At 57.4% G+C, this 25,102-nt stretch carries 24 protein-coding genes; 5 read left to right on the top strand and 19 right to left on the bottom strand.

Annotated features, from left to right (window positions below; translation table 11 throughout):
- Positions 1-95: 95 nt before the first annotated feature.
- The 10 genes from aroH to ACFSOY_RS14300 form a co-directional block, all read right to left on the bottom strand.
- On the bottom strand, positions 96-464 hold the full coding sequence (gene aroH, locus ACFSOY_RS14255) for a chorismate mutase (RefSeq protein WP_386048348.1): 369 nt from the start codon (positions 462-464) through the stop codon (positions 96-98).
- 9 nt (positions 465-473) lie between these two features.
- A complete protein-coding gene (gene aroB / locus ACFSOY_RS14260; RefSeq protein ID WP_386047692.1) occupies positions 474-1,571 on the bottom strand; it encodes a 3-dehydroquinate synthase in 1,098 nt (365 codons plus the stop codon).
- Complete coding sequence (gene aroC, locus ACFSOY_RS14265) at positions 1,568-2,725, bottom strand: chorismate synthase (RefSeq protein ID WP_386047694.1); 1,158 nt, start codon at positions 2,723-2,725, stop codon at positions 1,568-1,570. Before aroC ends, aroB begins: the two co-directional genes overlap by 4 nt.
- Before the next feature lie 125 nt (positions 2,726-2,850).
- A complete protein-coding gene (locus tag ACFSOY_RS14270; RefSeq protein ID WP_386047696.1) occupies positions 2,851-4,644 on the bottom strand; it encodes a TcdA/TcdB catalytic glycosyltransferase domain-containing protein in 1,794 nt (597 codons plus the stop codon).
- A 394-nt stretch (positions 4,645-5,038) separates the two neighbouring features.
- The gene (locus ACFSOY_RS14275; RefSeq protein ID WP_386047698.1) at positions 5,039-6,232 is read right to left on the bottom strand and encodes a CynX/NimT family MFS transporter; all 1,194 of its coding nucleotides are present in this window, start codon (positions 6,230-6,232) and stop codon (positions 5,039-5,041) included.
- A gap of 12 nt (positions 6,233-6,244) precedes the next feature.
- The gene (locus tag ACFSOY_RS14280; protein ID WP_386047700.1) at positions 6,245-6,928 is read right to left on the bottom strand and encodes a FadR/GntR family transcriptional regulator; all 684 of its coding nucleotides are present in this window, start codon (positions 6,926-6,928) and stop codon (positions 6,245-6,247) included.
- A gap of 291 nt (positions 6,929-7,219) precedes the next feature.
- Positions 7,220-8,200, bottom strand: a complete 981-nt coding sequence (locus ACFSOY_RS14285; RefSeq protein WP_386047702.1) for a M42 family metallopeptidase — start codon at positions 8,198-8,200, stop codon at positions 7,220-7,222.
- Positions 8,197-9,222 (bottom strand): M42 family metallopeptidase, encoded by a 1,026-nt coding sequence (locus ACFSOY_RS14290; protein WP_386047704.1) that lies wholly within the window; start codon positions 9,220-9,222, stop codon positions 8,197-8,199. The genes ACFSOY_RS14285 and ACFSOY_RS14290 overlap by 4 nt, the downstream gene beginning before the upstream one ends.
- On the bottom strand, positions 9,204-10,280 hold the full coding sequence (locus tag ACFSOY_RS14295; protein WP_386047705.1) for a M42 family metallopeptidase: 1,077 nt from the start codon (positions 10,278-10,280) through the stop codon (positions 9,204-9,206). The genes ACFSOY_RS14290 and ACFSOY_RS14295 overlap by 19 nt, the downstream gene beginning before the upstream one ends.
- A 113-nt stretch (positions 10,281-10,393) precedes the next feature.
- Positions 10,394-10,714, bottom strand: a complete 321-nt coding sequence (locus tag ACFSOY_RS14300) for a hypothetical protein (RefSeq protein ID WP_386047706.1) — start codon at positions 10,712-10,714, stop codon at positions 10,394-10,396.
- A 148-nt stretch (positions 10,715-10,862) separates the two neighbouring features.
- On the opposite strand from ACFSOY_RS14300, the gene ACFSOY_RS14305 reads away from it, so the two are divergent.
- The 5 genes from ACFSOY_RS14305 (at position 10,863) to ACFSOY_RS14325 (ending at position 13,754) form a co-directional block, all read left to right on the top strand.
- Complete coding sequence (locus tag ACFSOY_RS14305) at positions 10,863-11,063, top strand: hypothetical protein (protein WP_386047708.1); 201 nt, start codon at positions 10,863-10,865, stop codon at positions 11,061-11,063.
- Between the two features lie 76 nt (positions 11,064-11,139).
- The gene (locus ACFSOY_RS14310; RefSeq protein ID WP_386047710.1) at positions 11,140-11,322 is read left to right on the top strand and encodes a carboxymuconolactone decarboxylase family protein; all 183 of its coding nucleotides are present in this window, start codon (positions 11,140-11,142) and stop codon (positions 11,320-11,322) included.
- Positions 11,323-11,364: 42 nt separating this feature from the next.
- Entirely contained in the window at positions 11,365-11,589 is a 225-nt protein-coding gene (locus ACFSOY_RS14315) for a carboxymuconolactone decarboxylase family protein (RefSeq protein ID WP_386047712.1), read from the top strand.
- 133 nt (positions 11,590-11,722) lie between these two features.
- Positions 11,723-13,459 carry an RNA polymerase sigma factor gene (locus tag ACFSOY_RS14320; RefSeq protein WP_386047714.1) on the top strand — a complete coding sequence of 579 codons (1,737 nt, stop codon included), beginning with the start codon at positions 11,723-11,725 and terminating at the stop codon, positions 13,457-13,459.
- Between the two features lie 76 nt (positions 13,460-13,535).
- Positions 13,536-13,754, top strand: a complete 219-nt coding sequence (locus ACFSOY_RS14325) for a GyrI-like domain-containing protein (protein ID WP_465336560.1) — start codon at positions 13,536-13,538, stop codon at positions 13,752-13,754.
- 241 nt (positions 13,755-13,995) lie between these two features.
- On the opposite strand, the gene ACFSOY_RS14330 is transcribed toward ACFSOY_RS14325, so the two are convergent.
- Genes ACFSOY_RS14330 through ACFSOY_RS14370 form a run of 9 tightly spaced genes read right to left on the bottom strand, consistent with a single transcriptional unit; the run spans position 13,996 to position 25,101 of the window.
- On the bottom strand, positions 13,996-14,739 hold the full coding sequence (locus ACFSOY_RS14330) for an ABC transporter permease (protein WP_386047715.1): 744 nt from the start codon (positions 14,737-14,739) through the stop codon (positions 13,996-13,998).
- Positions 14,739-15,479 carry an ABC transporter ATP-binding protein gene (locus ACFSOY_RS14335; protein WP_386047717.1) on the bottom strand — a complete coding sequence of 247 codons (741 nt, stop codon included), beginning with the start codon at positions 15,477-15,479 and terminating at the stop codon, positions 14,739-14,741. Before ACFSOY_RS14335 ends, ACFSOY_RS14330 begins: the two co-directional genes overlap by 1 nt.
- Entirely contained in the window at positions 15,476-16,642 is a 1,167-nt protein-coding gene (locus ACFSOY_RS14340; RefSeq protein ID WP_386047719.1) for a TOMM precursor leader peptide-binding protein, read from the bottom strand. Before ACFSOY_RS14340 ends, ACFSOY_RS14335 begins: the two co-directional genes overlap by 4 nt.
- Positions 16,643-17,515 (bottom strand): SagB family peptide dehydrogenase, encoded by an 873-nt coding sequence (locus ACFSOY_RS14345; protein WP_386047721.1) that lies wholly within the window; start codon positions 17,513-17,515, stop codon positions 16,643-16,645. It lies immediately after the preceding gene.
- Entirely contained in the window at positions 17,515-18,504 is a 990-nt protein-coding gene (locus tag ACFSOY_RS14350) for a lantibiotic dehydratase C-terminal domain-containing protein (RefSeq protein WP_386047723.1), read from the bottom strand. The genes ACFSOY_RS14345 and ACFSOY_RS14350 overlap by 1 nt, the downstream gene beginning before the upstream one ends.
- A 15-nt stretch (positions 18,505-18,519) precedes the next feature.
- Positions 18,520-20,091, bottom strand: a complete 1,572-nt coding sequence (locus ACFSOY_RS14355; RefSeq protein ID WP_386047725.1) for a nitroreductase family protein — start codon at positions 20,089-20,091, stop codon at positions 18,520-18,522.
- A gap of 12 nt (positions 20,092-20,103) precedes the next feature.
- Entirely contained in the window at positions 20,104-22,092 is a 1,989-nt protein-coding gene (locus ACFSOY_RS14360) for a TOMM precursor leader peptide-binding protein (RefSeq protein ID WP_386047726.1), read from the bottom strand.
- Positions 22,089-23,951, bottom strand: a complete 1,863-nt coding sequence (locus ACFSOY_RS14365) for a hypothetical protein (RefSeq protein WP_386047727.1) — start codon at positions 23,949-23,951, stop codon at positions 22,089-22,091. The genes ACFSOY_RS14360 and ACFSOY_RS14365 overlap by 4 nt, the downstream gene beginning before the upstream one ends.
- On the bottom strand, positions 23,935-25,101 hold the full coding sequence (locus ACFSOY_RS14370; RefSeq protein WP_386047729.1) for a lantibiotic dehydratase C-terminal domain-containing protein: 1,167 nt from the start codon (positions 25,099-25,101) through the stop codon (positions 23,935-23,937). The genes ACFSOY_RS14365 and ACFSOY_RS14370 overlap by 17 nt, the downstream gene beginning before the upstream one ends.
- Between the last annotated feature and the right edge of the window lies 1 nt (position 25,102).

A 25,102-nucleotide genomic window follows, 5' to 3' on the forward strand; every position in this document is an offset into this window, starting at 1 on the left:
GCTCACTCTGTCTCAAACGCTTCTACTCAAAACTGGCTCTTACTTAACTATTTAACATAATACATCGCCCGATGGATGACCGTCAACCCTTTTGCTCAGCTTTGCTTCAGATCGGGCCGCAACCCGACCGCATCGCGCAAGTAGATATGGCGGATCTCCTCTTGCCGCATCTCGGTGTTGACATGCAGCAGCAACCGAATGCACTTGGGCAAAGAGCCTGGCACGGGCACCTCCAGCGCACACATCAGCGGGATGACCTCCCACCCCGCCATCGCGCGAACAGCCTGCGCGGGAAATGTGGCGTCCAGATCGGGTGTCACCGTAATAAAGCAGGAGGCGATCTGCTCCACCGTCAGACCGTTTTCCTTCATGATCGCAAGCAGCAATTCTCGGGTCGCCAGATGTATGCTTTCCGTCTCGTTGTGTTCGACCGTGATGGCTCCGCGAATTCCGCGCACGATCAGCCTCATGCCTCAGCTCTCCCTTCTGTCTTCAATCACGTCGCGCACCAGTTTCTCCGGCACATCCTTGACGATCTCCACCTTGCCGATCGCACGCATTAGCACAAACGTCAGCGTGCCACCTGTCGCTTTCTTATCCCTTTTGATCGAACTGAGCAGCTCGTCCGCATCCAGATCGCGCGGAATCTGTGTCGGCAGTCCGGCAGCTTTCACCACCGAGGCGATCGCTTCTGCCGCATCTGGCGTGCAGAGCCCCATCTTCACCGACAGCTCAGCCGCGCAGATCATGCCGATCGCGATCGCCTCCCCGTGGCGCAGTCGCCCATATCCGGCAAGGCTTTCCACCGCATGTCCGATCGTATGCCCGAAGTTTAAGATCGCCCGCACCCCGTGCTCGCGCTCGTCAGCAGACACCACCTCCGCTTTGATGCGGCAGGAGCGCGCGAGCAGTTCGGCCATCACCTGCGGATCGTTTGCCAAGATCTGCTCCGTGCGAGCCTCGATCCACGCGAACAGCTCCGCATCGCGGATGATGCCATGCTTGATCGCCTCCGCATATCCGGAGCGCATCTCGCGCAGCGGGAGCGTCGAAAGCGCGTCGATATCATAGATCACCGCGAGCGGCTGATGAAAGGCGCCGATGATGTTCTTCGCGGAGGACAGGTTGACAGCAACTTTGCCCCCGACTGCGCTATCATGTGCAAGCAGCGTGGTCGGCAACTGCACAAACGGGATGCCGCGCATGTAGGTCGCCGCCAGAAAGCCGGCAAAATCGCCGACCACACCTCCGCCGAGCGCAAGCACGACCGAGCGGCGATCGAGCCCTGCTTCATAGGCGAATTCGAACGCCCTCTCTGCCAGCTCCAACCGCTTCGACGCCTCTCCAGCTGGGATGACGAACAGTTCCGCCTCATAGCCGGCCGCCTGCAAAGAAGCGAGCAGCGGGGTCAGATGCCCGGCCGCTCGTACCTGCTCATCTGTCACGATCAGATGACGAGAGGAGCGGTTCACGCTGAGCTCAAGCAAAAGTTGACCCGTCTGTCCCAACAACCCTGTGCCGATCAAAATCTCATATCGGCTGTGTCCCGTATCGACTCGCTCCCGTATCATCGCTCACCGATCGCCTGGAGGTAGCTTTTGTAGTTGCGCTCGATCTCTTCGATCGAGTCGCCGCCGAACTTTTCCAAGAACGATTGTCCGATCGTCCACGCGACCATCGCTTCCCCGACGACAGCAGCAGCGGGAACCGCGCAGACGTCGGAGCGCTCGATCGTCGCACGATACGGCTCTTTCGTGCGCATATCGACCGATTCGAGCGGCTTGTAAAGCGTGGGGATCGGCTTCATCGCCGCCCGCACGACCACAGGCTGCCCGTTGGTCACACCGCCTTCGAGCCCTCCCGCATGGTTGGTGCGACGCTGATAAGCGCCCTGGCTGTATCCGATCTCGTCATGGACGTGCGATCCAGGGGTGCGCGCCGCATCGAAACCGATGCCGATCTCCACCCCTTTGATCGCTTGAATGCTCATCAGCGCCTGTGCGAGCCGCCCGTCCAGCTTGCGGTCAGGGTGTGAATAGGAGCCGAGCCCGATCGGCGCTCCGGTGACGATGATCTCAAAGACCCCGCCGAGCGTATCTCCTGCCGCTTTCGCCGCGTCGATCTGCTCGATGATTCGCTTTTCCACCTCAGGATCGGCGACGCGCACCTCTGAGCGCTCCGCACGCTCGGCGATCTCGGCGATCGTGCCCTCAAACTTTTCCACCCGCACCGAGCCCAGCTCGACCACATGTCCATACACTTCGATTCCGAAGTGGCGAAGCAGCAGGCGGGCGACCGATCCGACGGCGACCATCGTCGCCGTGTTGCGCGCGCTCGCCCGCTCCAAAACGTTGCGAATATCTTCTTGATTGTATTTTAAAGCGCCTGCGAGGTCAGCATGCCCAGGTCGCGGCTTGGTGATCTCCACGACACTGCTCGGCGCCTGACCTGTGATCGCCATCTTCTCCGACCAGTTGCGCCAGTCTTTGTTCTGAATCGTCATTGCGACGGGCGTTCCCATCGTCTTATCAAAGCGCACACCGCTCAAGATCTCAACTCGATCTGACTCGATCTTCATCCGTCCCCCGCGTCCATATCCCTGCTGGCGGCGCCACAGCTGATGATTGATAAACTCAAGATCGAGTGGCAGATTGCTCGGCAACCCTTCGATGATCGCCGTCAATGCAGGTCCGTGCGATTCCCCGGCCGTCAGATACCTCAACATGCTAAAAAACTCCTCTCTGTTCTCAGCTCCATAAGTTGATCCAAACGCTTGCAAAAATGCGAAAGTCAGCAACATTATACCAAGAGAAAGCGCCCTTGCACAGGGCAAAGAGCGCATGTTCGATCTCAGGTGATCCAGTCTCGACTGCTGGTGATGTCGGTGATCCACCCGACTTTGCCGCTGGGGAATTTGATCTGTTGGCGCAATTCGGGGGCGTTGCCAAAATTCATCAAAATGCCTTCGATCACATGGGGGCCAGTCGTCTTGACGGTGGACAGCTTGATGTTTTCAGGGTCGTCACCCCAATGCATCTCCATAAAATCGGATCGCTTGGATGACTTCTCATAGTTTCCCAGAGCGGTCTGCAAGTATTCCTGGATGAACCAACCGTTTGGAGCGCTGGCGATCACATTGTTGTTAAAGGAGTGGTTGGGGTCGCTCTCGATTCGCGAGATGAGCGCTTGGATCAATTGCGCCTGGTTCTGCCTGCTTGGGTTCTGCACCCCCTGCACTTCGCGCTCCACCACCGTATCGTCGATCAACGGCCCGATTCGCGGCATCTCCCGAATCGTGTACAGGTCGTCCAATGGAGATACGGCTTCCAGATCGACATCGAGATAGACCCCGCCGAGTTGTTCTAAGATCGACAAGCGCCCGAGGTCGGAAGCGGCCCCGTAGTTGGTCCAACCAAGCCTCGTCTCCCAGTTGTACCATTTCTGCACTTCGACAGGCATCCCCGATGTGATGTCTAACACTTTAACCCCTGTTTTTCTGAGTGCCGCAATGTCTCGAAACGCCTCTTGAATGCGCTCGTTGGCTCGCTTGGTGATCGATTCGAGCAACTTTTGCTCATCCGTTTTGAGGAACCGAGCATATCCACCCCGCTGCTTGATCTTCTCGTCCATGAGCGCATACAACATGTTCATGCTGTAATCGCTCACAGGCTGATACCCGATCAAAGGATCCTCTTCACCTTTTGTCCGCTTGTAAGCATCTGACCAACCGCTTTGCGGCGCAACCGCATGCTCGATCGTGCCAGTTTGCTGCCGATCTCGCTCTCTCACGAGCTCCGGCTGCATGCCTTCCTTGGGAAGAATATTTAATTGAACCAGCTCTTTTTTGAAGCTTCTGATCGTATTGGATGTCAATAAACTCGGATCGATCCAGACGATCGTCTTCCAGCCATTCCCCGAATTGAGCCCATGCCACTGGTTGATTTTGTTCATTCTCGACTCCCCGATCGGCCCGCCCAACCAGACGAAATGAATCAGCTTCGGCACTTCGCTTCTCGGAACTTCTGTCCGCGAAACACCCTCTTGAGCTTCTGCCTCCTCATCGCTCACCTCTGCCCGTTCCTGTTCAGATTTTCGAAAGGCGTCCAACGCTTCAACCAAAGAGGCAATCTGTTTGCCCTTCGGATCTTCCGCTACCGTTTCCCGCATCTCCGCTTCCTCGACCATCTCCTCGACCAGATGGTCGAGGTTGGCAAATCGACGGTTTTGAAAATCAAAGCGAGTCAACACCTGATCGATGCTCACGCCCAGTTGAGCAGATCTGCTGTCGAGCAGCTTGAGCAGCAGACTGTGCTTCCTGACTTCTATTGCCAGATCGGACAAGGTATCGCGTGAATATTCTTTGTCCTCATCCTCGATTCGAATCGAGCGCTGAACAACTTCTGCCGAACGGGACGCCACCTGAGGGCCCGCCTGCTGTCTCAGCCCTGACAGCATTCGGGTCGTCGCCCGATTGCCGTACACTTGCTGCATCTGGAGCAGTTCGCGTGCGGAAAAAGAGCCGGCACCGCTTCGCATCCGCTGCAGCGGTTCTGCCCGTCCCTGTTCGCTCGTTTGTGCGGTCTTTGATTTTTCTTGACCTCCCGATTCGTTTGTTTGAGGTGCGGGTTGCTTCCACATTTGCATCGCAATTTCCCTCGCCTTCATCGTCAAATCGAGCTCAATCCCTCCTGAACTGTGTGCGACGCTGCGTTCAGGTATTCAGCAATACGCTATCCCGCTATGCTTCACGCTCAAGAAGAAGCGCAGACGATCATACAGTCCATAGAGGTATTTTACTATGAATGATTTGTTGGATAAATAAAATCCAAGAAATTTCATTCTTTGTGATTTTTACTTACCAACATCAAAAAAGTCCCGGTGTTGCCACCGGGACGTAAAACTGCTTGCAAGGTAAGTAGGATTGACGGCTGTCTTACAGCGCTGACGAGCAGAGTGGCACTTGTACGATTTTCTCTACGAAAGGCGGAGCTTGTCAAAATCCGCCCTAAAGCGATCTTTTCTTGATGGAACATCCCGCTCACACGTATCGGTTGCGCCCAGCGCCCAGACCAATCACCGCCAGCAGCGCCCCGCTGACCACCAGCGTCAGCAGCGGAAGCCACCAGGAATGCGTCAGATCGAACAGCGTGCCGATCAGAATCGGACCGATCGCAGCGAGCAGATAGCCGATCGACTGCGCCATCCCCGACAATTCGGCCGCTTGTCGCACGTTTGCGGCGCGCATCACGATCAGGGTGAGCGCCAAGCTGATCCCTGCTCCTTGTCCAGTTCCGAGCAGCACCAGCCACAGATAGATCCAATCGTTCGTCTCGTCAAGAAGCAGTCCGGTGAATCCGAACACGAAGAGCACCCCGACGATCATCGCCAACGCTCGCTGATTGGCGAATCGAGCAGCGAGCATCGGCGTGAGGATCGTCGCCGGCAAGCTGATAAACTGTACGATCGAAAGCATCCAACCGGCTGCCGATACGCTCATTCCGTTGTTTTGCAAAATCTCTGGCAGCCAAGCTACGGAGCAGTAGAAGGCGAATGATTGCAACCCCATGAACAGGGTGACTTGCCAAGCCAAAGGCGAACGCCACAGCTGCCCGCCAGACGATTGCGCCTGCTGCTGACCGACTGCTCTGCTTGCAGAGCGCAGTTGGGGTAGCCAGACGATCACCGCGAGGATTGCCAAAGCGCTCCAAGTCGCCAGCGCACCTTGCCAACTCAGGTTCAGCCCCTGCGTCAGCGGGATGCTGACGCCCGAAGCGATCGCAGCGCTGATCGACAGAGCGGTAGAATACACGCTGGTCATCATCCCGACCTTCTTGGGAAACTTCTCCTTGATCAGCCCAGGCAGGAGAACGTTGCCGATCGCAATCCCCAGCCCGAGCAAAATGGTTCCTCCATAAAGAGCGATTGACGAGCCTGTCGACCGCCAGAACAGCCCAGCGATCAGAATGATCAACCCGGCAAACAGCGACCGCTCATTGCCAAAGCGAGCACCTAAGCGCGGAGCCAGCGGAGAAAAGAGTGCAAACGCGAGCAGCGGTAGAGTTGTCAGCAGGCCCGCCATGCCGTTCGATAAGCCCATGTCTGCTTTGATCGAGCCGATCAGCGGTCCGACCGCTGTAAGCGCCGGGCGCAAGTTGGCGGCGATCAGAACAATCCCCGCGATGAGCAGCATGATGCGAAGCTTGTTGTATTGGGATTCTGTATGTGCTGTCATGATGTGATTCTCCTATCTCTCCTGTCGAACCCATGCGTCCTGCGAAGCTTGCACCAGCTTGCTCGCCGCCTCTTCAGCGGCGATCGCATCTTGAGCTGCGATCGCATCCACCAGCGCATGATGAGCAGCTCGATGATTTTCTGCCCACTCCGCATCGCCGACCGTGCTGCTGATCGACATCCGCAAGGATTCGGACATATGCTTGTACAGATCGATCAACACGCTGTTATGAGTTGCGGTTGCGATCATGATGTGAAACTCAAAGTCGGCCTCCACGAAAGAGTCGGTGTGCTGATCTTCCCTGTCTCTTTCGGCCAGACAGGAGCGAATGGCACGAAGATCTTCTTCCGTTCGCCGCATCGCTGCCAATCGAGCGATCTCACGCTCCAGACAGTGCCGAGCTTCCAGCGTTTCTGCTACGGTCGAACGCTCCAGACGACGAAGCATCGCCGCTTCGAACTGATTGGCACGGCGAACATAGGTGCCATCCCCTTGTCTTGCTTCGAGCATTCCGGTGTGAATCAAAGCTTGTACCGCTTCCCGAATCGTATTGCGACTCACGCCCAGCTGATTCACCAACTCCGGCTCGGCAGGGATTCGCGCCCCGATCTGCCATTTGCCCGTCTCGATAAATGATTCGAGCTGTTCAACGACCTGCTTTACCAGCGAAGATCGCACAGCGCGTTGTAGCGTCATCTTAACTCCTCCAAACATCGGATGATTGGACTACTTAGCACTCTATCACAGGAATCGTGTCTACACAAGTGCTTTTCCCTTGCCAATCGAATCTGATTCTGCTCGATTTGCTGAAGAACATAGTGTCACCCCTTTACTGTGCTCATAAAAATGACGTTAACATGACGTTCTACTCACGCGAATGACTTTCTTTCCAAACAAAAAACCCCCGTTCTTCAGAACGGGGGGTCGATCGGTTGTGCTCACCGAGTGGGACTGAGCAGACAGCTCGCCAATCGGGCGTGACAGCAATTAGAGAGAATAGGATTGCAACGCTTTGACAGCGAGGTCGATCGTCGCGTTCACATCGCGCAGATCGATCATCTCCGACCCAGTCACCGCATAGCGTACCGGAATCGAAAGACCGCCTGACGGAATGCCCGCTTCGATGCGCAGGAGTGCGCCGATATCGGACGGGCTGCTCGGGTTGACTTCCAACTGGTAGGGAACTCCGGCCGCTTCCGCCTGTTCGATCAGAAAATGTTTGATTCTTGGCGGTACGATCGAATTGCTGTCCATAATTTTGACAGACGTCCCTTTGCCAAGCTCGATCATCTGCGCGTGATCCGTATTGACGCTGTCGATCACCAGCGCAAAGTCTGGCTTGAGCGAATAGCCAGCCGTCTGCACACCGCGCGACCCAACGCCATGCTGTACGGAGAAGATGACCGAAACGTCATGCTCCGACGTGCCCAGCTTCTTCAGCACTTCGACAGCCGCCGCACAGCCTGCGCGGTTGTCGAGCGCTTTGCCGACCAGACGGTTTTCTGCCAGCTCAAAGGAGCTTTGCGAGATGACGCAAGAGTCTCCTACTTTGACGCGCGCTTCCGCTTCCACCTTCGTCTCCACGCCGAGATCGATGAACAGGTTCATCGTCGTCACATCGCTCGCATCTTTCGCTTCGGTGCCGACAACGCCAACCGTGCCGTTCGGAAACATCACGCGCTGTCCGACAAAGAACGCCGGTTCGATCGGCCCGATGCCGCCGACGCGCAAACGTCCACCCTCTTCGATGTGCACGATCATCAGACCTTGCTCATCCATATGGGCGACCAGTGCGAGATGCTTCTTGTCCTGCCCGTTGCCTTTTTTGGTCGCGATCAGGTTGCCGACCACATCTTCGCGCACCTCGTCCGCATAGTCTGCCACCGCTTCTTTGAGCAGCGCGCGCACCAAATCTTCATTGCCGGACGGGCCACAAGCTTCAGCCAGTCGAACGATCAAATCTTTCATGCCCGAAATCCTCCTTGTTCAACCCGGCGGAGAAACTGTTCCACCAGCGCGATTGTCTGTTCGTAATCATCAAGGCTAATCAGCTGCGAAGGCGCGTGAATGTAGCGGGTAGCCACCGAGATGACGCCCGACAACACCCCTTCTTTCGTCAGATGAATTCGCCCTGCATCGTTGCCGCCCGCCACCGTCTTGCGAATCTGGTACGGGATGCCGCTCTCATCCGCAACCTGGATCATCTCCTGTAAAAATTTGCGGTTGTGAATCGATCCGCTATCCATGATCGACAGAGCGGGTCCGCCGCCACAGATCGTCGCCTGACCATGTCCAGGCGATCCGGGCGACTCTGAGGAGATCGTGCCTTCCAGCACCAAGGCCACATCCGGATTGATCCGGTAGGCTGCCGGACCTGCGCCGCGCAGACCTATCTCTTCTTGCACGGTGAACGCGTACACCACCGGGATGTCAAACTTCTTCTTGATCGTCTCGACCATCACCGCACAGCCGACGCGGTCGTCGAACGACTTCGATTTGGCGCGACGGTATCCGATCTCTTCGTACTTCGTCGCAAATACTGCCACATCGCCCGGCTGCACATAGCGAAGCGCCTCTTCGCGGGTGGAAGCTCCGATGTCGATGCGCAACGATTCCAGACCGACCGGCTTGGTGCGCTCTCCCGGCGCTTGGTGGTGCGGCGGCTTCGAGCCGATCACGCCAGGAATCTTGTTCGCTCCGATCACCACCGGTTTCGACAGGAGCACTCGATCGTCGATTCCCCCGATGTGGCGAAACTTGATCAGGCCGTTGGCATCGATCTGGGTGATGAACAAACTCACCTCGTCCATATGTGCGCAGAGCATCACTTTTGGCCCCGGACGAGTGCCGTCCACTTCGGCGAAGAGGTTGCCCATCGCGTCTGTGTACACGCGATCCGCATGATCTTTGATCTCTTCGTAGATCACCTGACGAATTTCATCCTCATACCCGGACGGGCCCATCGCTTCGGTCAGTCTTTTAAGTAGCAACTCAATCCCTCCACATACTGAGCGTCAATTCCGGCAATGAAGTGGGCGAGCAGCTTCCCGACATTTTCGATGTCCGAGTAGCAGACCGTCTCCACCGAAGTGTGCATGTAGCGAAGCGGAATCGAGACGAGCCCTGTCGGCACGCTTGCCCGCTGCACCTGCATCACCCATGCGTCCGTGCCGGTGTCATCTTCCAAAAATTCGAACGAATGCGCCATCTCCAAGCGCTTTGCCGTCTCTTCCAAGCCTTTGGTGATCTTGCGATGAATGTTGGGGCCGACGCCGATCGCAGGCCCTGAGCCGAGCGGAAACGAAGCGTCAGACGGAGAGCCTGGCATGTCGCCAAACGTCACGTCGATCGCGATGCCCAGATCGGGCTGCACCCCATAGGTCGCCTGGCCCGCACCGCCGCGCCCGCGCTCCTCCTGCACGGAGCCGACCACGTAGACATCGACATTGTGCTCCAGCTTTTGCAGCTCGGCCAAGCATTCGAGCACCGAGGCGACGCTCGCCCGGTTGTCGAGCGATTTCCCAGCGATGCGATCATATTGCAGCTCGATCGGCTCGCGGCGGATCGTCACCGGATCTCCGATGCGCACCTTCTCCCGCACCATCTCCTCCGGCATGGCGATGTCGATGAACAGCTCTTCGAGCGGCCATGCTTTCCCCCGGTCTTCCTTCGACGTCAGATGCGGCGGTCGCGAGCCGACGATGCCCACATAATCGCCATCTTTCGTATGTACCAACACTTCTTGCGCCACCTGCGTGCGCGGGTCGACACCGCCGAGCCTCGTCACGCGCAGAAAGCCCTGCGGCTCAATCTTGGTGACCATCAGGCCGATCTCATCCATATGAGCAGCCAGCAGGACGCTCGGGCGAGGAGCTGTTCCCTTGCCGGCGACCTTGGCGATCAGGTTGCCCGCCTGATCGATCCGGATGTCGTCAGTGAAGTGGGTGAGCGCTTCCCGCAACTGAGCTGCGATGCGATCCTCATATCCAGGAACCCCCCACTCGGCCATCAGACCTTTCATCGTTTCACGGATGTTGAACTGATTCAAGATTTCATCCCCTTTTTTTCAAACTCCAACATCGAGTCACAGCACACGATCATGAAAAAAAGAACGGTCAAGACACGCCTGTCTGCCGTTCAGGTACGCTATTCACAACCGCCCTATCGCTTCTGCTCCTTCGAACGCAGCGGAGCGATCAACAGGAGCGAAAGGCGGGAACTGCGAGCAAACAAATACTCGCCGATCAGCGCAGACAGCACGGTCGAGACCATGCTGATCTCGACGACTGACGCCTCTGCCCAAACTCGCTCCAGAAAGGTCAATGTCAAGAACAACCCTACGGCCATCCCCGCCGCCATTGCACAGGTATAGCCAGCGAGAAAAAGCCATGCCTGTTTAAACAGACGGGCGCGCATCTGCAATCGAACTCCCCACGTGTACAGCAAGTACACCACAGCTGCGATCAACAAGAACTTCAGCACGATGCGCTCATCCTTTCATTGCCTCATTTGGCAGTGACGACTTGACTTATCTTCATTCTATCAATCACAGAATAGAAGGTCAAATTGCGTAAAAGGCGCTCCGTTTGCGCATACTAGCTCAAACGCACAGATAAGGGAAGTGTTTTCCATGAAAATGACGATTTCAGAAGCGATCAACTATTTGGAAGCGAAAGGGTTTCTGGTCAAAGGGTACGGAATGCCAGAATCTGAGTTGACCGATGCTCGCACCGCTTCCGAACAGTATCGCGTTCTCCAAGGCGATTTTGACACCGGAATGATCCTCCCGCGCCAACTGGTCGAAGTTGCGCAACGGATCAAGGGTATTTAATGTAGGACTTCCATTTTTTATCCGTTCCGCTACAATAAAGATAGTGTTGATACTGGGTAGCAGGAGGAATCGGAACGTGTCCCGCATTTCATTTGTACCGGGGGTTGCAGGCTCGCCTTTCCAAAAGACGATCGCGCAGAACAAAGCGGTGAACGCCGGATTTAAGCAACTGTCCGGAGCGAACTTTTTCTCGCTCGATCCGGAGTTGTTTGAGCTGGTTCGCCTCCGCGTGGCTGCGAACAACGGATGTGAATACTGAAGCCGTTCGCGCGATGCTGCTCTGGATGAGCAGAAAAGACAGGTGGCGATCTTAGCAGAACAGACGGCCAATTTCAGCCCGCGAGAACAGGTGGCGCTCGCCTATGTCGACCAGATGATGGCCTATCACGGCGTCATCCCCGATGAGCTGATGAGCCAAGTCAAAGCGCATTTCAGCGAGGATGAACTGGTCGCCCTGACCTTTCACATCGGCCTGATGAATGCGGCCAACTGGTTTGTGATCGCGATGGAATTGGAACAAGAGTAGCATCCGACCGCTCCGTCGATCTGGCGAGCGGTCTTTTCTTGCAAAACTTTTTTCAAAAAATCTCGTCTTTTTTGTAAGATTGTTTCCGTCCCTGGCATCTGTATGGTGAGGCTGAAAAAGGAAGGTGTCACACGTGGTAGAACATGAGGATCGCGAGCTGGTAGAACGGGCTCGCAGCGGAGATCAAGAGGCGTTCGGTGAGCTGGTGCGCCGCCATCGCGCCAAAGCGTTTGGCCTGGCGCGTTCGCTTGCACACGACCCGCATCTGGCGGACGATATCGTGCAAGACGCATTGGTGCGCGCCTTTTTGCATCTGGGGACGCTGCTCGACGGCGAGCGGTTTCTCCCGTGGCTCCAGACGATCGTTCGCAATCAGGCGCATATGAAATTGCGCCGCGGCGGGCCCTTTGGCAAAGAACGGCCGTTCTCCGCCTATGAAGCAGCATCCGATCTGGGAGCAAACACAAATTGGGGGGATCTCGACAGCATCTTGCACCACCTCGCAAAGAACGCGGCCGCAACTCGACTTGGCGATCCGCTGGAACGCGTGATGCGCTGTGAGACGCTCGATTTGATTCGAACTCTCTTGCTCTGTCTAAAACCGCGAGAACGGGAGATCTTCGAGCTGCACTTCTTTCGGCAACTGTCTCCCGCTGAGATCGCGAGCCTGTATGCGACGACCACCAATGTGATCTACACTTCCTTGCACCGCTCGAAGCAGAAGCTGCAAAAAGAGCACCTGCGTGCCAGCCTCGCACTGCTGGTGAAAACTCGAAGGGGGCACTCGAAGATGAGCAAACGAATTTTGGAAAAACCGAAGATGTACCACTATGAAGGCACTTACAACTCCGCCGTGCTGGCGATTCACAGCGCGCTCGCCTATACAGAAAAACAGGAGCTCTCCCTCGCCGAAGTGATGGCGCTCTCCACCCATGCGTTCCGCATCAATGTGAGCGACACGATCGATCCGAGCGGCCCTACCGCCTTCGATTGGAAGACCGTCTTTAGCAAAGGGCTGAACAACCTCGGCTTTCAGGCCAAGTGCGTCGGCGGCCCTACCGGTCGGGGGCCGACCGCGGAGGACACGGTGCAAGCGATCGAGCTTGTCCACGACTCGATCGACCGCGGCATCCCGCTGATCGCGTGGAACGTGGAGACGCCTGAGTTTGGGCTGATCTACGGCTATGATGATGAGAAAAAAGTGTTGCACATCTTCGATGCGGCAGCCCCTGGGAAGGAGCTCTCCTACGAAAAGCTCGGACATGGCTCCTATCCAGAACTGTTCGTGTTGGCGATCGGAGAGCGCACCGAAAGGACGCACCGCAGTGCAGACATCATCCACTTCATGCCGCAGACGGCCGAACAGGCGACCAACTATCGCCAAGCGCTCCGCCAAACGCTTGCGCTCGTCTTGAGCCACGCGCATGGCGAAGAATCGACGTTTGCCAACATGACCGGCGGGCTGGCCGCGTATGACGTGCTGATCAACGCGCTGCGCACTGGCACGGTGCACCAGTTTGGCGGCGGCTACAACATCACGGTGATCTCCGATGCCCGCAAATTTGCCGCCGAGTTTTTGATCAAGCTGAGCCGTCCGTTTCACCACTGCCTGCGGCCGAACATGGAGGAATTCCAACTGCAGCGCCTCGCCGCTCGCGCTGCTGTGCACTATGCGCAAGTGTCTGCCGCTTGGATCGGCTTGAGCCAGCTCTTTCCCTTCCCTCAGGGTGGCAACCCGACCGACCCGGCAGCGGTCGCGGAGGCGATCGCTCTGCTGCAGGAAGCGAAAGAGGCGGAAAAGAATGGAATCACCGTGCTCGAACAACTATATGGCTTGCTTGACAACATCAAAACCGAGGTGGAAGCGTAACGCTTAGAACCGGCAAGCCGACTTGACCTACGTGGCCTGATGCGAAGCGATCGTCGCTTCCTCCCGCCTCGACAGCATGGTCACCCACGAGGTCGCCGCACACCGGTACGCGGTGTTCACCCATCGCAACAAGCTGAACACCTTGGGCAGCACGTATGACCACATCTACAAGTCGTGGCTCCCGACGAGCGAACACGAGCGCGACTTTGCCGCTCCCTACCTCGAATTTTATGGCGAGCGGTTCGCGGTAGACAAAGCGGATTCGGAGCTGGAGATCTGGTTGCCGATCAAGTGACAAAAAGGCTCTCTCAAATCAATGAGGGAGCCTTTTTGTGTTCGTTGCGGTTCTGATCGCCCATCCGATCGGTTCCAATTGCACTTCCGCAACCAGCTTCGAGTACGCCCGCCAGCTCAACTTTCCTGATCGGCCCTCCCTCATTGGCTGCCTGAAGCGAGCTTGTACAGGTCAGCTTCCACAAGCGCACAAAAAAAGACTCCCGCTAAGGGAGTCTGCTTCGAAAATCTGTACGAGTAAATCAATCCCATCTGAACTTCTTGATTCCGATAAACGTACCGACGAGGAAGATTCCGAGCAGCACGAGAGTTGGCGTGATCGCCGCTTCGGTGAACAGCTTCCCCACCCAGCCCAGTTGCAGCAGATCTTTGACATAGGTCATCGGGATGAAATTCGAGATCGTCTGCATCACCTGCGGCATTTTGTCGAGCGGCATGGTCGATCCGGAGAGGAACATCATCGGATACATCGCCACCATCGAGATCGCCATCGCCGTCTGCATGCGCTTGGCGATGCTCGCGATCAGAAAGCCCATCGCGAAGAAGGAGAGCGAGCAGAGGATCATCGACAGGATAAACTCGAAGACCGAGCTGGTAAGAGTGGCATCAAACATGTACTTGGCGATCAGAATGATCTCCAGCGTGCCGACCAGAATGCAGAAGAAGCCTTTGGCGATGATCGAAGTGAACACGTAGGAAGATTTGAGCGGAGTTCCGCGCAGTCGTTTGTAGATGCCTTTCTCCCTGTCGATCACCACCTGCAGACCGATCGTGAAAAAGCCGGTGGTAAACATGACGATCGAGATCATGCCAGGAATGTACGTATCGATATAGTTGTATCCATTGTAGGTGTCATCGCCAAACATCGTGCCGAAGAAGATGAAGCTCACGGCTGGCAACAGGAAGGTGAAGAAGACGAAGAGAATCTCGCGGAAGAACAGCTTGATCTCCATCTTCGTGTGGGTGAGCATCGCAGAAAAATTCATCAGGCCAACGCTCCTTTCGTCGCCGCAGCGATCTCCACATAGACGTCATCCATCGTGCCCTGTCCGCTTGGCAGCAGCTTGATCAGATTGCTCGGCGTATCGCAGGCGACAAGTTCACCCGCGCGGATGACCGCCACGCGGTCGCAATACTTGCTCGCTTCCTCCATGTAGTGCGTGGAGAGCAGAATCGTTTTCCCCTCGCCTTTCAGCTTGAGGATGATCTCCCACAGATCGTGTCGCGCCTTCGGGTCAAGCCCAGTCGTCGGCTCATCCAAAAAGATGATCTCCGGGTCGTTGATCAGAGCGAGAGCAAGCGCGGTGCGCTGCTGCCAACCGCCCGATAGCTTTTTGACATACTGCTTCAGATATGGCTCTAAGCCGAGCAGGCGGATGATCTCTTGCGGGTCGCGCGTCTTTTTGTAGTAGGATTGGAACAGGTTGATCGCTTCGCTGACTCTGATGCGGTCATAGAGCGAAGTCTTCTGCAGTTGAATCCCGATCTTTTCCTTCAACTCCATCGGTTGCTTCTTCACATCATAGCCGAGCACCGTCACAGATCCTGACGTCGGCTCGTTAAGTCCCATCATCATCTCAAGCATCGTCGTCTTGCCAGCGCCGTTCGCGCCGATGATGCCGAGAATCTCACCCTTGTATACGTTCAACGAGATCCCACGCACAGCTTGTACCGTACCATAGGTCTTTTTGGTGTCTCGCAGTTCGATCACCGTTTGTCCCATCATGTTGTTACCTCCTTACTGATCTGCTTCAAATGCTGACTCCCGCACACTTCGCATCGCGGCTGCTTGACCAGCGGATGCAACGACGCATCGAATGTCCGCATGTCCAGATGCAACTGCCGATTGAGGGTCAGGCTGGATTCTGTCTCGATGCGTTGGGGCATGTTACCAACTGCGTTCGGGATGTCAGATGCGAGCATCCCAGCCGCGATGTCAGCAAATGTCGGCGAGATGGCAAGGGCTACCTGCGCTTCGCTTTGGACGAGGTGTTCCAAGTAGCGATCATAGGTGATCGGATTGACCAACCTGCTCCGGCGATCTGCTTCCAAACAGTGATAGCAGCCGGTCGAACCTGGCAGGAAAGTCGGCCCGACATAGACGTTCCACCCGTCGATCACGATCATCGACCAAGCGATTCCACGCTCGATTGCCGCGCGGTTCACCGCCTCATACAAAGCCGGAGCAAACACATCCTCTGCCACCAGCACCATCGTCCGGCCTTCCATCAGACGGTGTAACCCTTCGCGATCAGGCCAGTGAAAGCGATGTCCGGAAGCTCGATCTGCCCCCGCCATCCGCTGCAAGCTGTCTGCCAGCGCCTCCCCGCGAATCGCATCGTGCGCAGCGTACGCATAGGCCATCGACTGCTGGCGATCATCCGCAGTGACCGTTCGACCATCGGCGACCGCCACATGACCGACGCCAAGTTGGATCAGACCGGTGGCCAGTCGGCTGCCGATCGTCCCCGCACCCAGCACGAGGATGTTCGCCGCGCTGAGCTCCGCGCGATAAAAATGACGAGCGGTGTTGCGCGTGCCCATCAGCTCGGGCAGCCACCGCTCGGCTGCTGAGCGATCGTCTGGGATCGGGGTCGGTGATTCCACCAAAAACCCTCGCCGCAACGCCGCTACTATTTTTAAGCAATCCTCGCGTCGCTCGGGTGGAACGGCTGTCATCATCTCCTGCATCGTGCGCGTGCCATCCAATTGACCGAACACTTCCTGCATCCAAGTCTCTCCGTCATGTGCGGAGATGCGCGCGAGACTTTCGCCCCAGTGAACATGTCGCACTTGCAGTTCATGCGCTTCAGGGAAACTGAAAAAATAACCTTCTCGAATCCTAAAATAGGAATTCAACAGCAATGTCAGAAAACCCTCTTTATCCATTTACTCCCCTCCTGCTCGACCGATCGGGATCATGTACAGAGCTGCTCGATCCACGCCGTCCAGTTTCAAGAGCTCATTGGCCCGGTCGTCATAAAATCCGGCCAGCGTTACGCCTGTCATGCCGAGCGCTGTGGATACAAGCATGATGTTCTGCGCAGCATGACCCGCTTCCAGCAGTGTCAGCCGATACGAGCGCAGCCCGTATTTGTCAGACTGATGCCGAAAATCTGCGGCGAGAAAGAAATGTACGGCCGCCCGGCTGTAATCCTGCTTGATAAACCCAGGGTTGCCATTCGGGTCGGTCGACGCGGTCATGCTGGCGATCTGCTCGACGAAGTCACCCGTCTCGTGCAAGTAGAGTCGATTGAGATAGGGACAGAACCGATACAGCCCCCGCTCCATCCCGCGCACTTGGTGCACATAGAGGAAGAACTGCACCGGATAGAGCGCCCCGCCGGACGGATAGCTGCGCAGGCGCAGCTGAATCTCTTTCGTCCCGTCTGCCACCGTCTTCACAGCGTTGGTGCCCAAGGCGTATTTGAGCAGCACAATCAGCTCAGCTCGGTCGATCGGCTCGGCGAACTCCCACGAGCTTCTGCGGCGTAGCAGAACATCGCCCATCGCCTCGGTTAGCGGTGGCAGCTCTTCAAAGCGTGGAAGGTCGAAATAATCGTCTGTCGCTTCCTCCATCACATCGGGCACCGAATATTTTTCTAACGGGAGCTGAAACGACATCAGGTCGGGATCGAACTTGCTGTTCGCATGATAGACTTCCGCCAGATGAAACGGGTTCATCTTCCCGCTCCGCTTGCTTTCGAAGCGTTCCTGCACAGACGAGGTACGCCGCGAAGCGGCCAGCCAGCGCCTCTCCATCAGCGCACCTCCTCTTTCCGATCGACCTGATCGGCAGCCATCAGCCGCAGCATACAGCTCAGATAGTGCTCGTAGGACATCAGCACACCAAGCCGATTGTTGGTCATGTGGATCTGCGACACTGCAATCGAAGCGATCGCATAGCGACGGCGGCGCTCCGAATCGACCGGATCATCATCGTATGGACAGACCAGCTCCCCGCGCAACGCGATCTCTTCCAAGCGCGCGAACGCCCTTTTGAGCTGATCGACCCACTGGCGATAAAACAGAAACTCTTGATCGGAGTTGACAAATTCGACCAGCGTGCGGAAGCGCGGCTTCCAAACATCGCGCTGCCGCTCATACAGCTCCCCGATCTTGACACGCTGAGCTTCTGGCTGATCGACGAACGTCTGCCAGCTGTACATGTAACGCTCGAAAAACATCCCGACATCCTCGACCCGAACGCCGAGACAGAGCGCCGTCAGCAACATCAGATCCATCGCGATGTTCATTCGCTTCTGGTACTCGCCTCGCGTCGCCCGCAACACCTGTTCGACCAGATCGCTCGAACTGTTGAACAGATCCTCGCTGACCTCCATCGCCGCAGAACCGCCATATCGCTTAAACTCCGGCTCGTAGGGCAGGCGGACGATGCTTCCACTTCCGTACCACGGCAGGCTGTCGCGGTCGACAGCTTCACCGTCAAACTTGTGGTTGGCATAATACGCTGTGGCGCTCATCTCCGCCTGCGGCGGATTCGCTTCAATAAAGGCGACCGCCTGCTCGCGGATGTAAGCTTCCACCTGTTCGGAAGGCTGCAAGAAGCGGATGCGGATGTGCGGCCCCCCTTCCCAATAGCGCAGGAAGAACCACTCCCGACAATGCCCCTCCGCCTGCAGCTTGCGCACCGCCGGAAACAGGCAGTCGAGCAGCAGATCGTCCTGTTTTTCAAAATGGTGATAAAAGATATGAAAGCCGGCCCACTCGCGCTCCGTCTCCCCGATCATGCTGACTCCTCCCTTCTACAATCCCATGTCAAATTCCAAATATGGCGTATGGTTCTCTCCCATCACCAACTGATAGGCGAGCATCTTGGTCGTTTCTGACAGGCCGAGCATCGCTTCCGCTTCCGCATCGCGATAGCTTTTCAACGGGCGGGCAAACCAGCCGTGTGCAGCGGCGAGCAGACAGAGGTAGTGAGTGATCCGCCCGACTTTCATCTGCGAGATCTGAAACCCGCGATTGCCATGCCGCCGCAGTGCCCGCTCTGCATCGACGGTGAAGTAAAAGGCGACCGGCAGCGAGCGGAAGTTGATAAACTTCCCGTCCACCACGCTGGCACGCTCGATCAACCGCCCTGCCTCTGCCTGCACCGCCAACGGGCAAAGCGCTGGACGAGACAGGTCAAACTGATAGATGCCAGACTGCAACCCGGTCACGCGATGGGCGACCAGATACACGCCGACTTCGGAAGCGAGCTCGCTCACATCTGGATGGGCGGCCAGCTCCCGCAACAGCCCTGCCAGTTCAGCAAACTGAATCGGTCGTCCCGTAGCGGCTAAGCCGATGCTGTCATTGCCGGAGTTGCGGCTTTTGATCGCATCTACCAGGTCGGGCATCCGCCCGTGCTGCGCAGAGCATGTCAGCTCTGTGCAGGGGTCAGCCGAATGCTCATGCGCCGCTACCGAATCGAAAGCTTCCTCTTCTGTCAGCAACAGCTCTTCGCGATGGTGGAGGCGTGAAGCTTCCATCATGCTCATAAGTTCGGCGCATTGGCCGATCTCCTGTTCAAAGCGTGTCGAGACGGCCGACCGTGTCCCGATCTCCTGCGGCGCGACCCGCTCCGTCTCGACAGCTGGAGCCGCTTTCCCCTGCGGCCAAAGGACGACCACAGCGAGGGGAGCTTGCGCGTTTCCGTTCATCCTGAGCAGCTCGATCAGCTGTCGGTCGAGAAACCGCTCATGAACGGTGGTCGCATACCCCAAACGGCTGGCCAGCACGTTGAGCTGAGCGATCGCATGACCTGCTTCCAGCGTGGCAAGGTTGTACGCAAAGTCAGCATACAGGCGCGCGATGCGCCAGCAGTCTGCCCCGAGCACCAGCGCGCCTTCCGCACCGTCGAGGGACAGACCGAGCGCATCCTCCAGCGCGTCCCAGACAGGTCCCTCCTGCCGACGCTCAAGCGCATGCAGCAACGGATCGTAGCGATATGCGCCCTCCTCGCCAAGCCAGCTGCGATCTGCTGACAGAACGAACAGCTCGGTCGAATACAGGCAGCGCGCCGAAGGGGCTCCCCGATGAAAGGGGCGAACGCTTCCATATTCATAGCGAATCAGCCCTAAGGTCAGGTGCAGCAGCGTGGTCAGCTTGACCAAGGGGGAAAGGTGTTCCCCCGACCGCTCTTGATACAGGGGCTCAGCTGGGCCGAGCGAGCGCAGCGGTTGCATGCTGAGCGGAAGTCTGCCCAGATGAGGTGATGCAGTAAGAAATGATTCTGGTTCTGTGCGCAGCTTGAGCTCTTGAACCGCTTGATAGCGCAGATAGCTCGTCTGGAGCCAAAACGACCGTCCGATCGAAAGGTTGCGATTGCTCATCCTCAGCCCGCCTTATGGAAACGGATGCGGATCGAGATTGATCGCTTCCGGCGCGATCGGCTCTTTGCGATAGCCCATCGTGACCGGGGCCTGCTGGACGCGCTCCATGACGATGCGCCGATGCTGGTGCCCAAACGACATGGTCAGCATCCCCTGCACGATCACCTTGACTGCGTAGATGCCCAGCTTTTCCAGTTCGGGCGGTGTTTCGTCGACGATCAGGATGTCCTGGTGGTGATCGAGCAAGCGGTTCATCAGCTCGGTCAACTCCTCGGAGAGATCGTGCGGCGGCGTCTGCTGGTACCAGTTCGCATACACGTCGCGCACGCTCTTCACCGGTCGATCTTCGGCGAACAAAAAGTCGTAGCGCGGCAATGTGTCCGGGTGCGAGTAGAGCAGCACATGGTCTTCCATCGTCTGCACCAGCGTCGGGTCTTTGACCATCTCATCCGCCTGCTCACGCTTCGGCGGCATCGAGATCTCATAAATCGGCATCGACGTCACCACCTCGACCAGCGCGCCCATGATCGCTTTCTCCGGGTCGGCGTGCGCGCCGGCAGCCGTATAGGTTTTCACGCCCGCATCTTCTGCCGGGTTGATCAGAGTCGCCCAAATGCTCGGAATGCCGCTTTCCATCGTCGTGTCGAACAGATGCAGTTGATACCCCATCGCTTCGACCCGATCTTTGACGAGCAGAATGTTTTTGTCCTGCACGCCTTCCAGATCGAGCTCTGTCAGCTGCAGGCGGTTGTACCAAGCGACGAGAAACGCATCGCGCTCGATCACTTCCATCAGGCCATAGTAGATCGCCTCTTCCAATGACCCGCCCATCGCACAGCCGTTCGACGTCTCATAGACAAATCGATTGACCGGCGGCTGGTCTGGCATCGTCTGGCTCAAGCGATAGTAGACCATCTGCTCGGGGATCAGCACCGGTTTTTGCTGGCGCCACGAGTAGGACCAGACCCACCCGACCTGCAGATCATCATCATAGGCGTGATAGCGGAAGCCTGGCTCCTGGCGCTGCTCAGGTTCATGAATGCCCAGCTCCGGTGGATGTACCGCATGTTCGCGGAACTCCCGATAGGAGCCATAGTGCACGGTGCGCCGTCCGCGGGGAATCATGCCCGCATAGCGCTCCAGCGCTTCTAAGATCGAGGTGAATTCCGAATCGTTAAAGGTGACAGTGCGCCCGAAGCCGATCTCCGTGTGGATCTCCGTCTCTAACGGCAGCTCTGCCCCGGTGATCGGAATGAACTTCGAATAGGTCTCACGGTACAGATGATGGACAAGCCCCATCCGCCAATCGTAAAACTCGTTCCGCAAGTTCTCCCGCTTCAATTTGGCGTTCGGCAGGCGGTAGGTGCGAGGATCTGGCTTTACGCGCGGCTTGAAGCGCACCTCTGCCAACTCCGGTCTGTCGTCTGGCACGGTCGAACATTCTGAGCACTGCGGGTGCGGCAGGAAGCGGTGCATCTGCCCTTTTAGGCTGCCGTCATACCCGGCGTACATCGACTGTTGGAAGCGGAGTGCACCTCCGTTTGCGAACGACTGCAACTCCTCGGCGATCAGCTCGGCGATCAGGTCGAGGAAGGGGACGGTCCAGAGCTTCGGTGCGCTCCGGTAAGACTCGCTCATCTGCGCAGTGCTGACCGCCTTCCAGATCGGCTTGTTCGGATGCACGTTCTTCATGCGGATCTCCGCGCACCGCAGACAGCCAGGCTGCTCAGCGAACGACCAGGGGCCGAGATGCCCGCGGTCCGCATAGAGGAAGGAGCGAAGATAAGGAACTCCCTGCGACCTCGTCGCTCGCTGAATGTTCAATTCCTCATCCGGATCGCGGCGATCTGACAGGCTCAAAACTGCGCTCGGCTTGATGAGCGACAGATCGAGCGACTGGGAATTCTCCATGCGCACTAGGTCGAAATCTGATTGCAAACGCTCCGCGACCCAGTCTGCAAACACACCGCTCCCGACGATCCAGATCTGAAGTTTGCTCATCGCTTCTCCACCTCCTCCAATCTGACCTTTCCGATCAGCACGCCCATTTCGAATGGCGCCGCATCGAGCAGCCAGGGGATCGGCACGACGCGCATCCCCTGCGCGAGCAGTTGCTCTTGCACTTCGCTGTTCCACGCCTGCCAAGAGAGGGGCTCCGCTGCTGGCAAGCGCTCAGCCTGTTCGATCCGCTCAGGTAGCAGCGTCGGTTCGGCCGTTGCTGCTGCCTGCAGCTCCGGATGATTCTCCTGCAGCTGACATGCGCTCAGCGCTTGTAACAGTGCCATTTTGAGCGCTTCCTGCCAAGTGCGACCAAATCCCGACCCGATCCATTGTCGATCACACCAGACGCGAACCTGATGCGCCGAGCGAACCCCGAGATCGACAGCAAACAGACGCACCTGCAACCCGTAGCGCAGGGTCAACATCTTCAGATAGGTCTGTTCGAGACTCGCGCCCAATCGGTCGGCAGCTAGTTCCTGCAGCTGTTCCCCCCCGCGGCGCGCTCTTTCTGCCAGCGCCTGGAGCAGGCCTCGACCCTGCCACTCGTGCACATCGCGACCGTGGCTCCAAGCGGCATCCGCCGGCAATACTTCACCAGTCTGTTGCTCGTCGACCAATCGCGCATAGGCTGCCAGCGCTTCACGCGCCGCCATCTCCATCGCCTCATCGATCTGCTCGCCGCAGGTGACCACCGCCAGCGAATGCCCGTCTACCAGTCCCGGCAACCGCACGATCGCCTGCGCATGAGCAAACGGGATCTGCCAGAGATCTCCCGGATGCAGCACCTGCAGGACGCCGAGGCGCTCATCCTTGACCACCTCTAGCTCGCCCAAAAATTCGCGCAGCGGAGTCGCCGCTTGTACCTGAAGAAAGCGCTCCAGATTTTGCGCTTGCGTTCCTTGCTCCGATCGATTGCGCGGCGAGGGCCAGAGGCGGTGATGCTTCGCTTCCAATTGACGCGGGTCGATCAGCGCGACCTGATCGCGCAGGTTCCCCTCAAGACCTGCGATCGCTTGAAACGCTTCCAAAGCGGCGGTGTTGCCGATCATCAGAGAGAAGATCGGCGAATCTGCCTCCGCCGATGTTTCGGAAGTCGGGATGAAGCGGTCGAGCAGGCACTCGAAGCTCGATGTCGCCCGCTCGTCGAGCAGCGGCCCGACCACCCCGGTGCCGATCAGCTGCGTGCCGATCAAGGCTGGCAAGCTGAGCTCGCTGCAAGCGGAGGTCAACTGTTGCAGGAACGCCTCTTCGAACGAATCGCTGACATGCACGGTGAAAGGTGCCGATTCTGTCTGACCGCGCAGCCACGCACACTCGCTGCCACGCGCCACCCAGGTCACTTCGAACGATTCATCCCGCTCTTTCCATCCTGCCAAGATGCGCTTCAGCTCCTCATCGTCCGTCTCGACGATCGCCGGCGCCCTAAGCCCCATCTTGACCAGCGAGCGAACGAGCGCCCGGAAGCTCAGACCCGCTCCGGAGAGCAGCACCTGCCGCTCACGAAAGCGGCGGAACCGCTCGCGCCCGTCGTTCGATTGATCCTCCAGATAAAGGAGCGTCTGACGGTACAGCGCCAGTTCCTGTTCGCTGATCGGTACCTCACAGTCGGCGCTCGCATCGACGACCACGCCGCGCCGCACCAGCTCGTGCACCAGCGTCCGCACAAAATTCGCCTGTGCCTCTGGCAGCGGTGCGACCAGCTCATCCAGCGTTCGCTCACCGGTCAGATAGGGAAGCACCTGCTCGACCCACTGGTAGATCGTGGAACCTTTGATCACAAACTCGTTGGTCCATGTGCGAAAATAGACCCCGTCCTCGGTGGCCGCATAATGCACATGCGGTTTACATTTTGGCTTCATCTCGATCAGGTGCTCCTTCCTCTTCCGATTTTCCGAACTGTGCGACAAGCTCCTGCCAAGTGATCCCCTTCACGCGCTCAACCGCGCCGCAGAGCAGATAGCAGAGCAGGTGCTTATAGTTTGGATTGATGCCAAACAAAGGCAGATAGGTATAAAAGACGTTGATCAGCATGCGATAGGTGGCAAATTCGGGCGATTGGAAAAAGCTCTCGTTGCCCTGCTTGTTGAACAGCGTCTTGTGAAACTCGCTCATGCCCGACTCCGGGTCATCCATCTTCCAGCGATCGACCGCTTCTTGCCCGATCCGCTCGGCGATGTCTTTGTAATGGTCGGTGCTTGCGGTCAACTTGCCCTCCACCGCCTGCTGGTAGCACTCCTGAAACAGGCTGCGCAACGCTTCCGACCAGATGCGCAGCGGCCGTTCCTCACCGATGTAGACGCCGCTTGCGTCCATCTTGTCCAACACTTCGTGAAGCGTCTCCTCGACGACGCCGCCCAGCTGTTCCTCCTGCTGTTTGTAGGCGTTCAGCAGCTGTCCGCTCTTGTCCATCTGTTGAAGAAACCCTTCCACATGCGAACGGTAGGACAGGTGTCCGCGCACGATTCCGTGGTTGGGAAACTGCTCGGCGACCGCCGCCATCATCTTGATCATCCACAGGTAGCGCTTCAGTGTATTGCCGCGGGAATCTTCCATGATGTCGAGCACCGCATCGAGCGCACGCACCCAGAAGTTCTCGATCGCCGTCATCACATTGACACCGTTCACCACTTCTGAGCGAGGCACATACGGCAGCTCAGACAGGGAGTTGTCTGGCATCAGCGGCTCATACGGTCCCGGCTCCAGCTCCCAAGCGCCCAATGTTTGGCTCTGCTTGATGTACTGGGCCGGATCGAGTTCACGGCGCGAAGGATGCTGTTCCAAATAAGGGGTCAGCGCCTCGCGCACATAGGGCAGGATCGAGCCTTGAAACAGATCATCTTCCGCTTGTATGTGTAGCGCCACATGGGGCCCCAACTTCCAATGGCGGCGCAGATGCATGCGCTCCACACCGAATTTCTCGCGCAGTTCACAGATCACTGGACGAATGGCATCCAAGATCAACGCTTCTTTTTGATCTTCGTAGTAGAACACATGAATCGATTTCCACACG

It is taken from the genome of Tumebacillus lipolyticus, from assembly GCF_042682745.1.
In the GTDB taxonomy this organism is placed as follows: domain Bacteria; phylum Bacillota; class Bacilli; order Tumebacillales; family Tumebacillaceae; genus Tumebacillus_A; species Tumebacillus_A lipolyticus.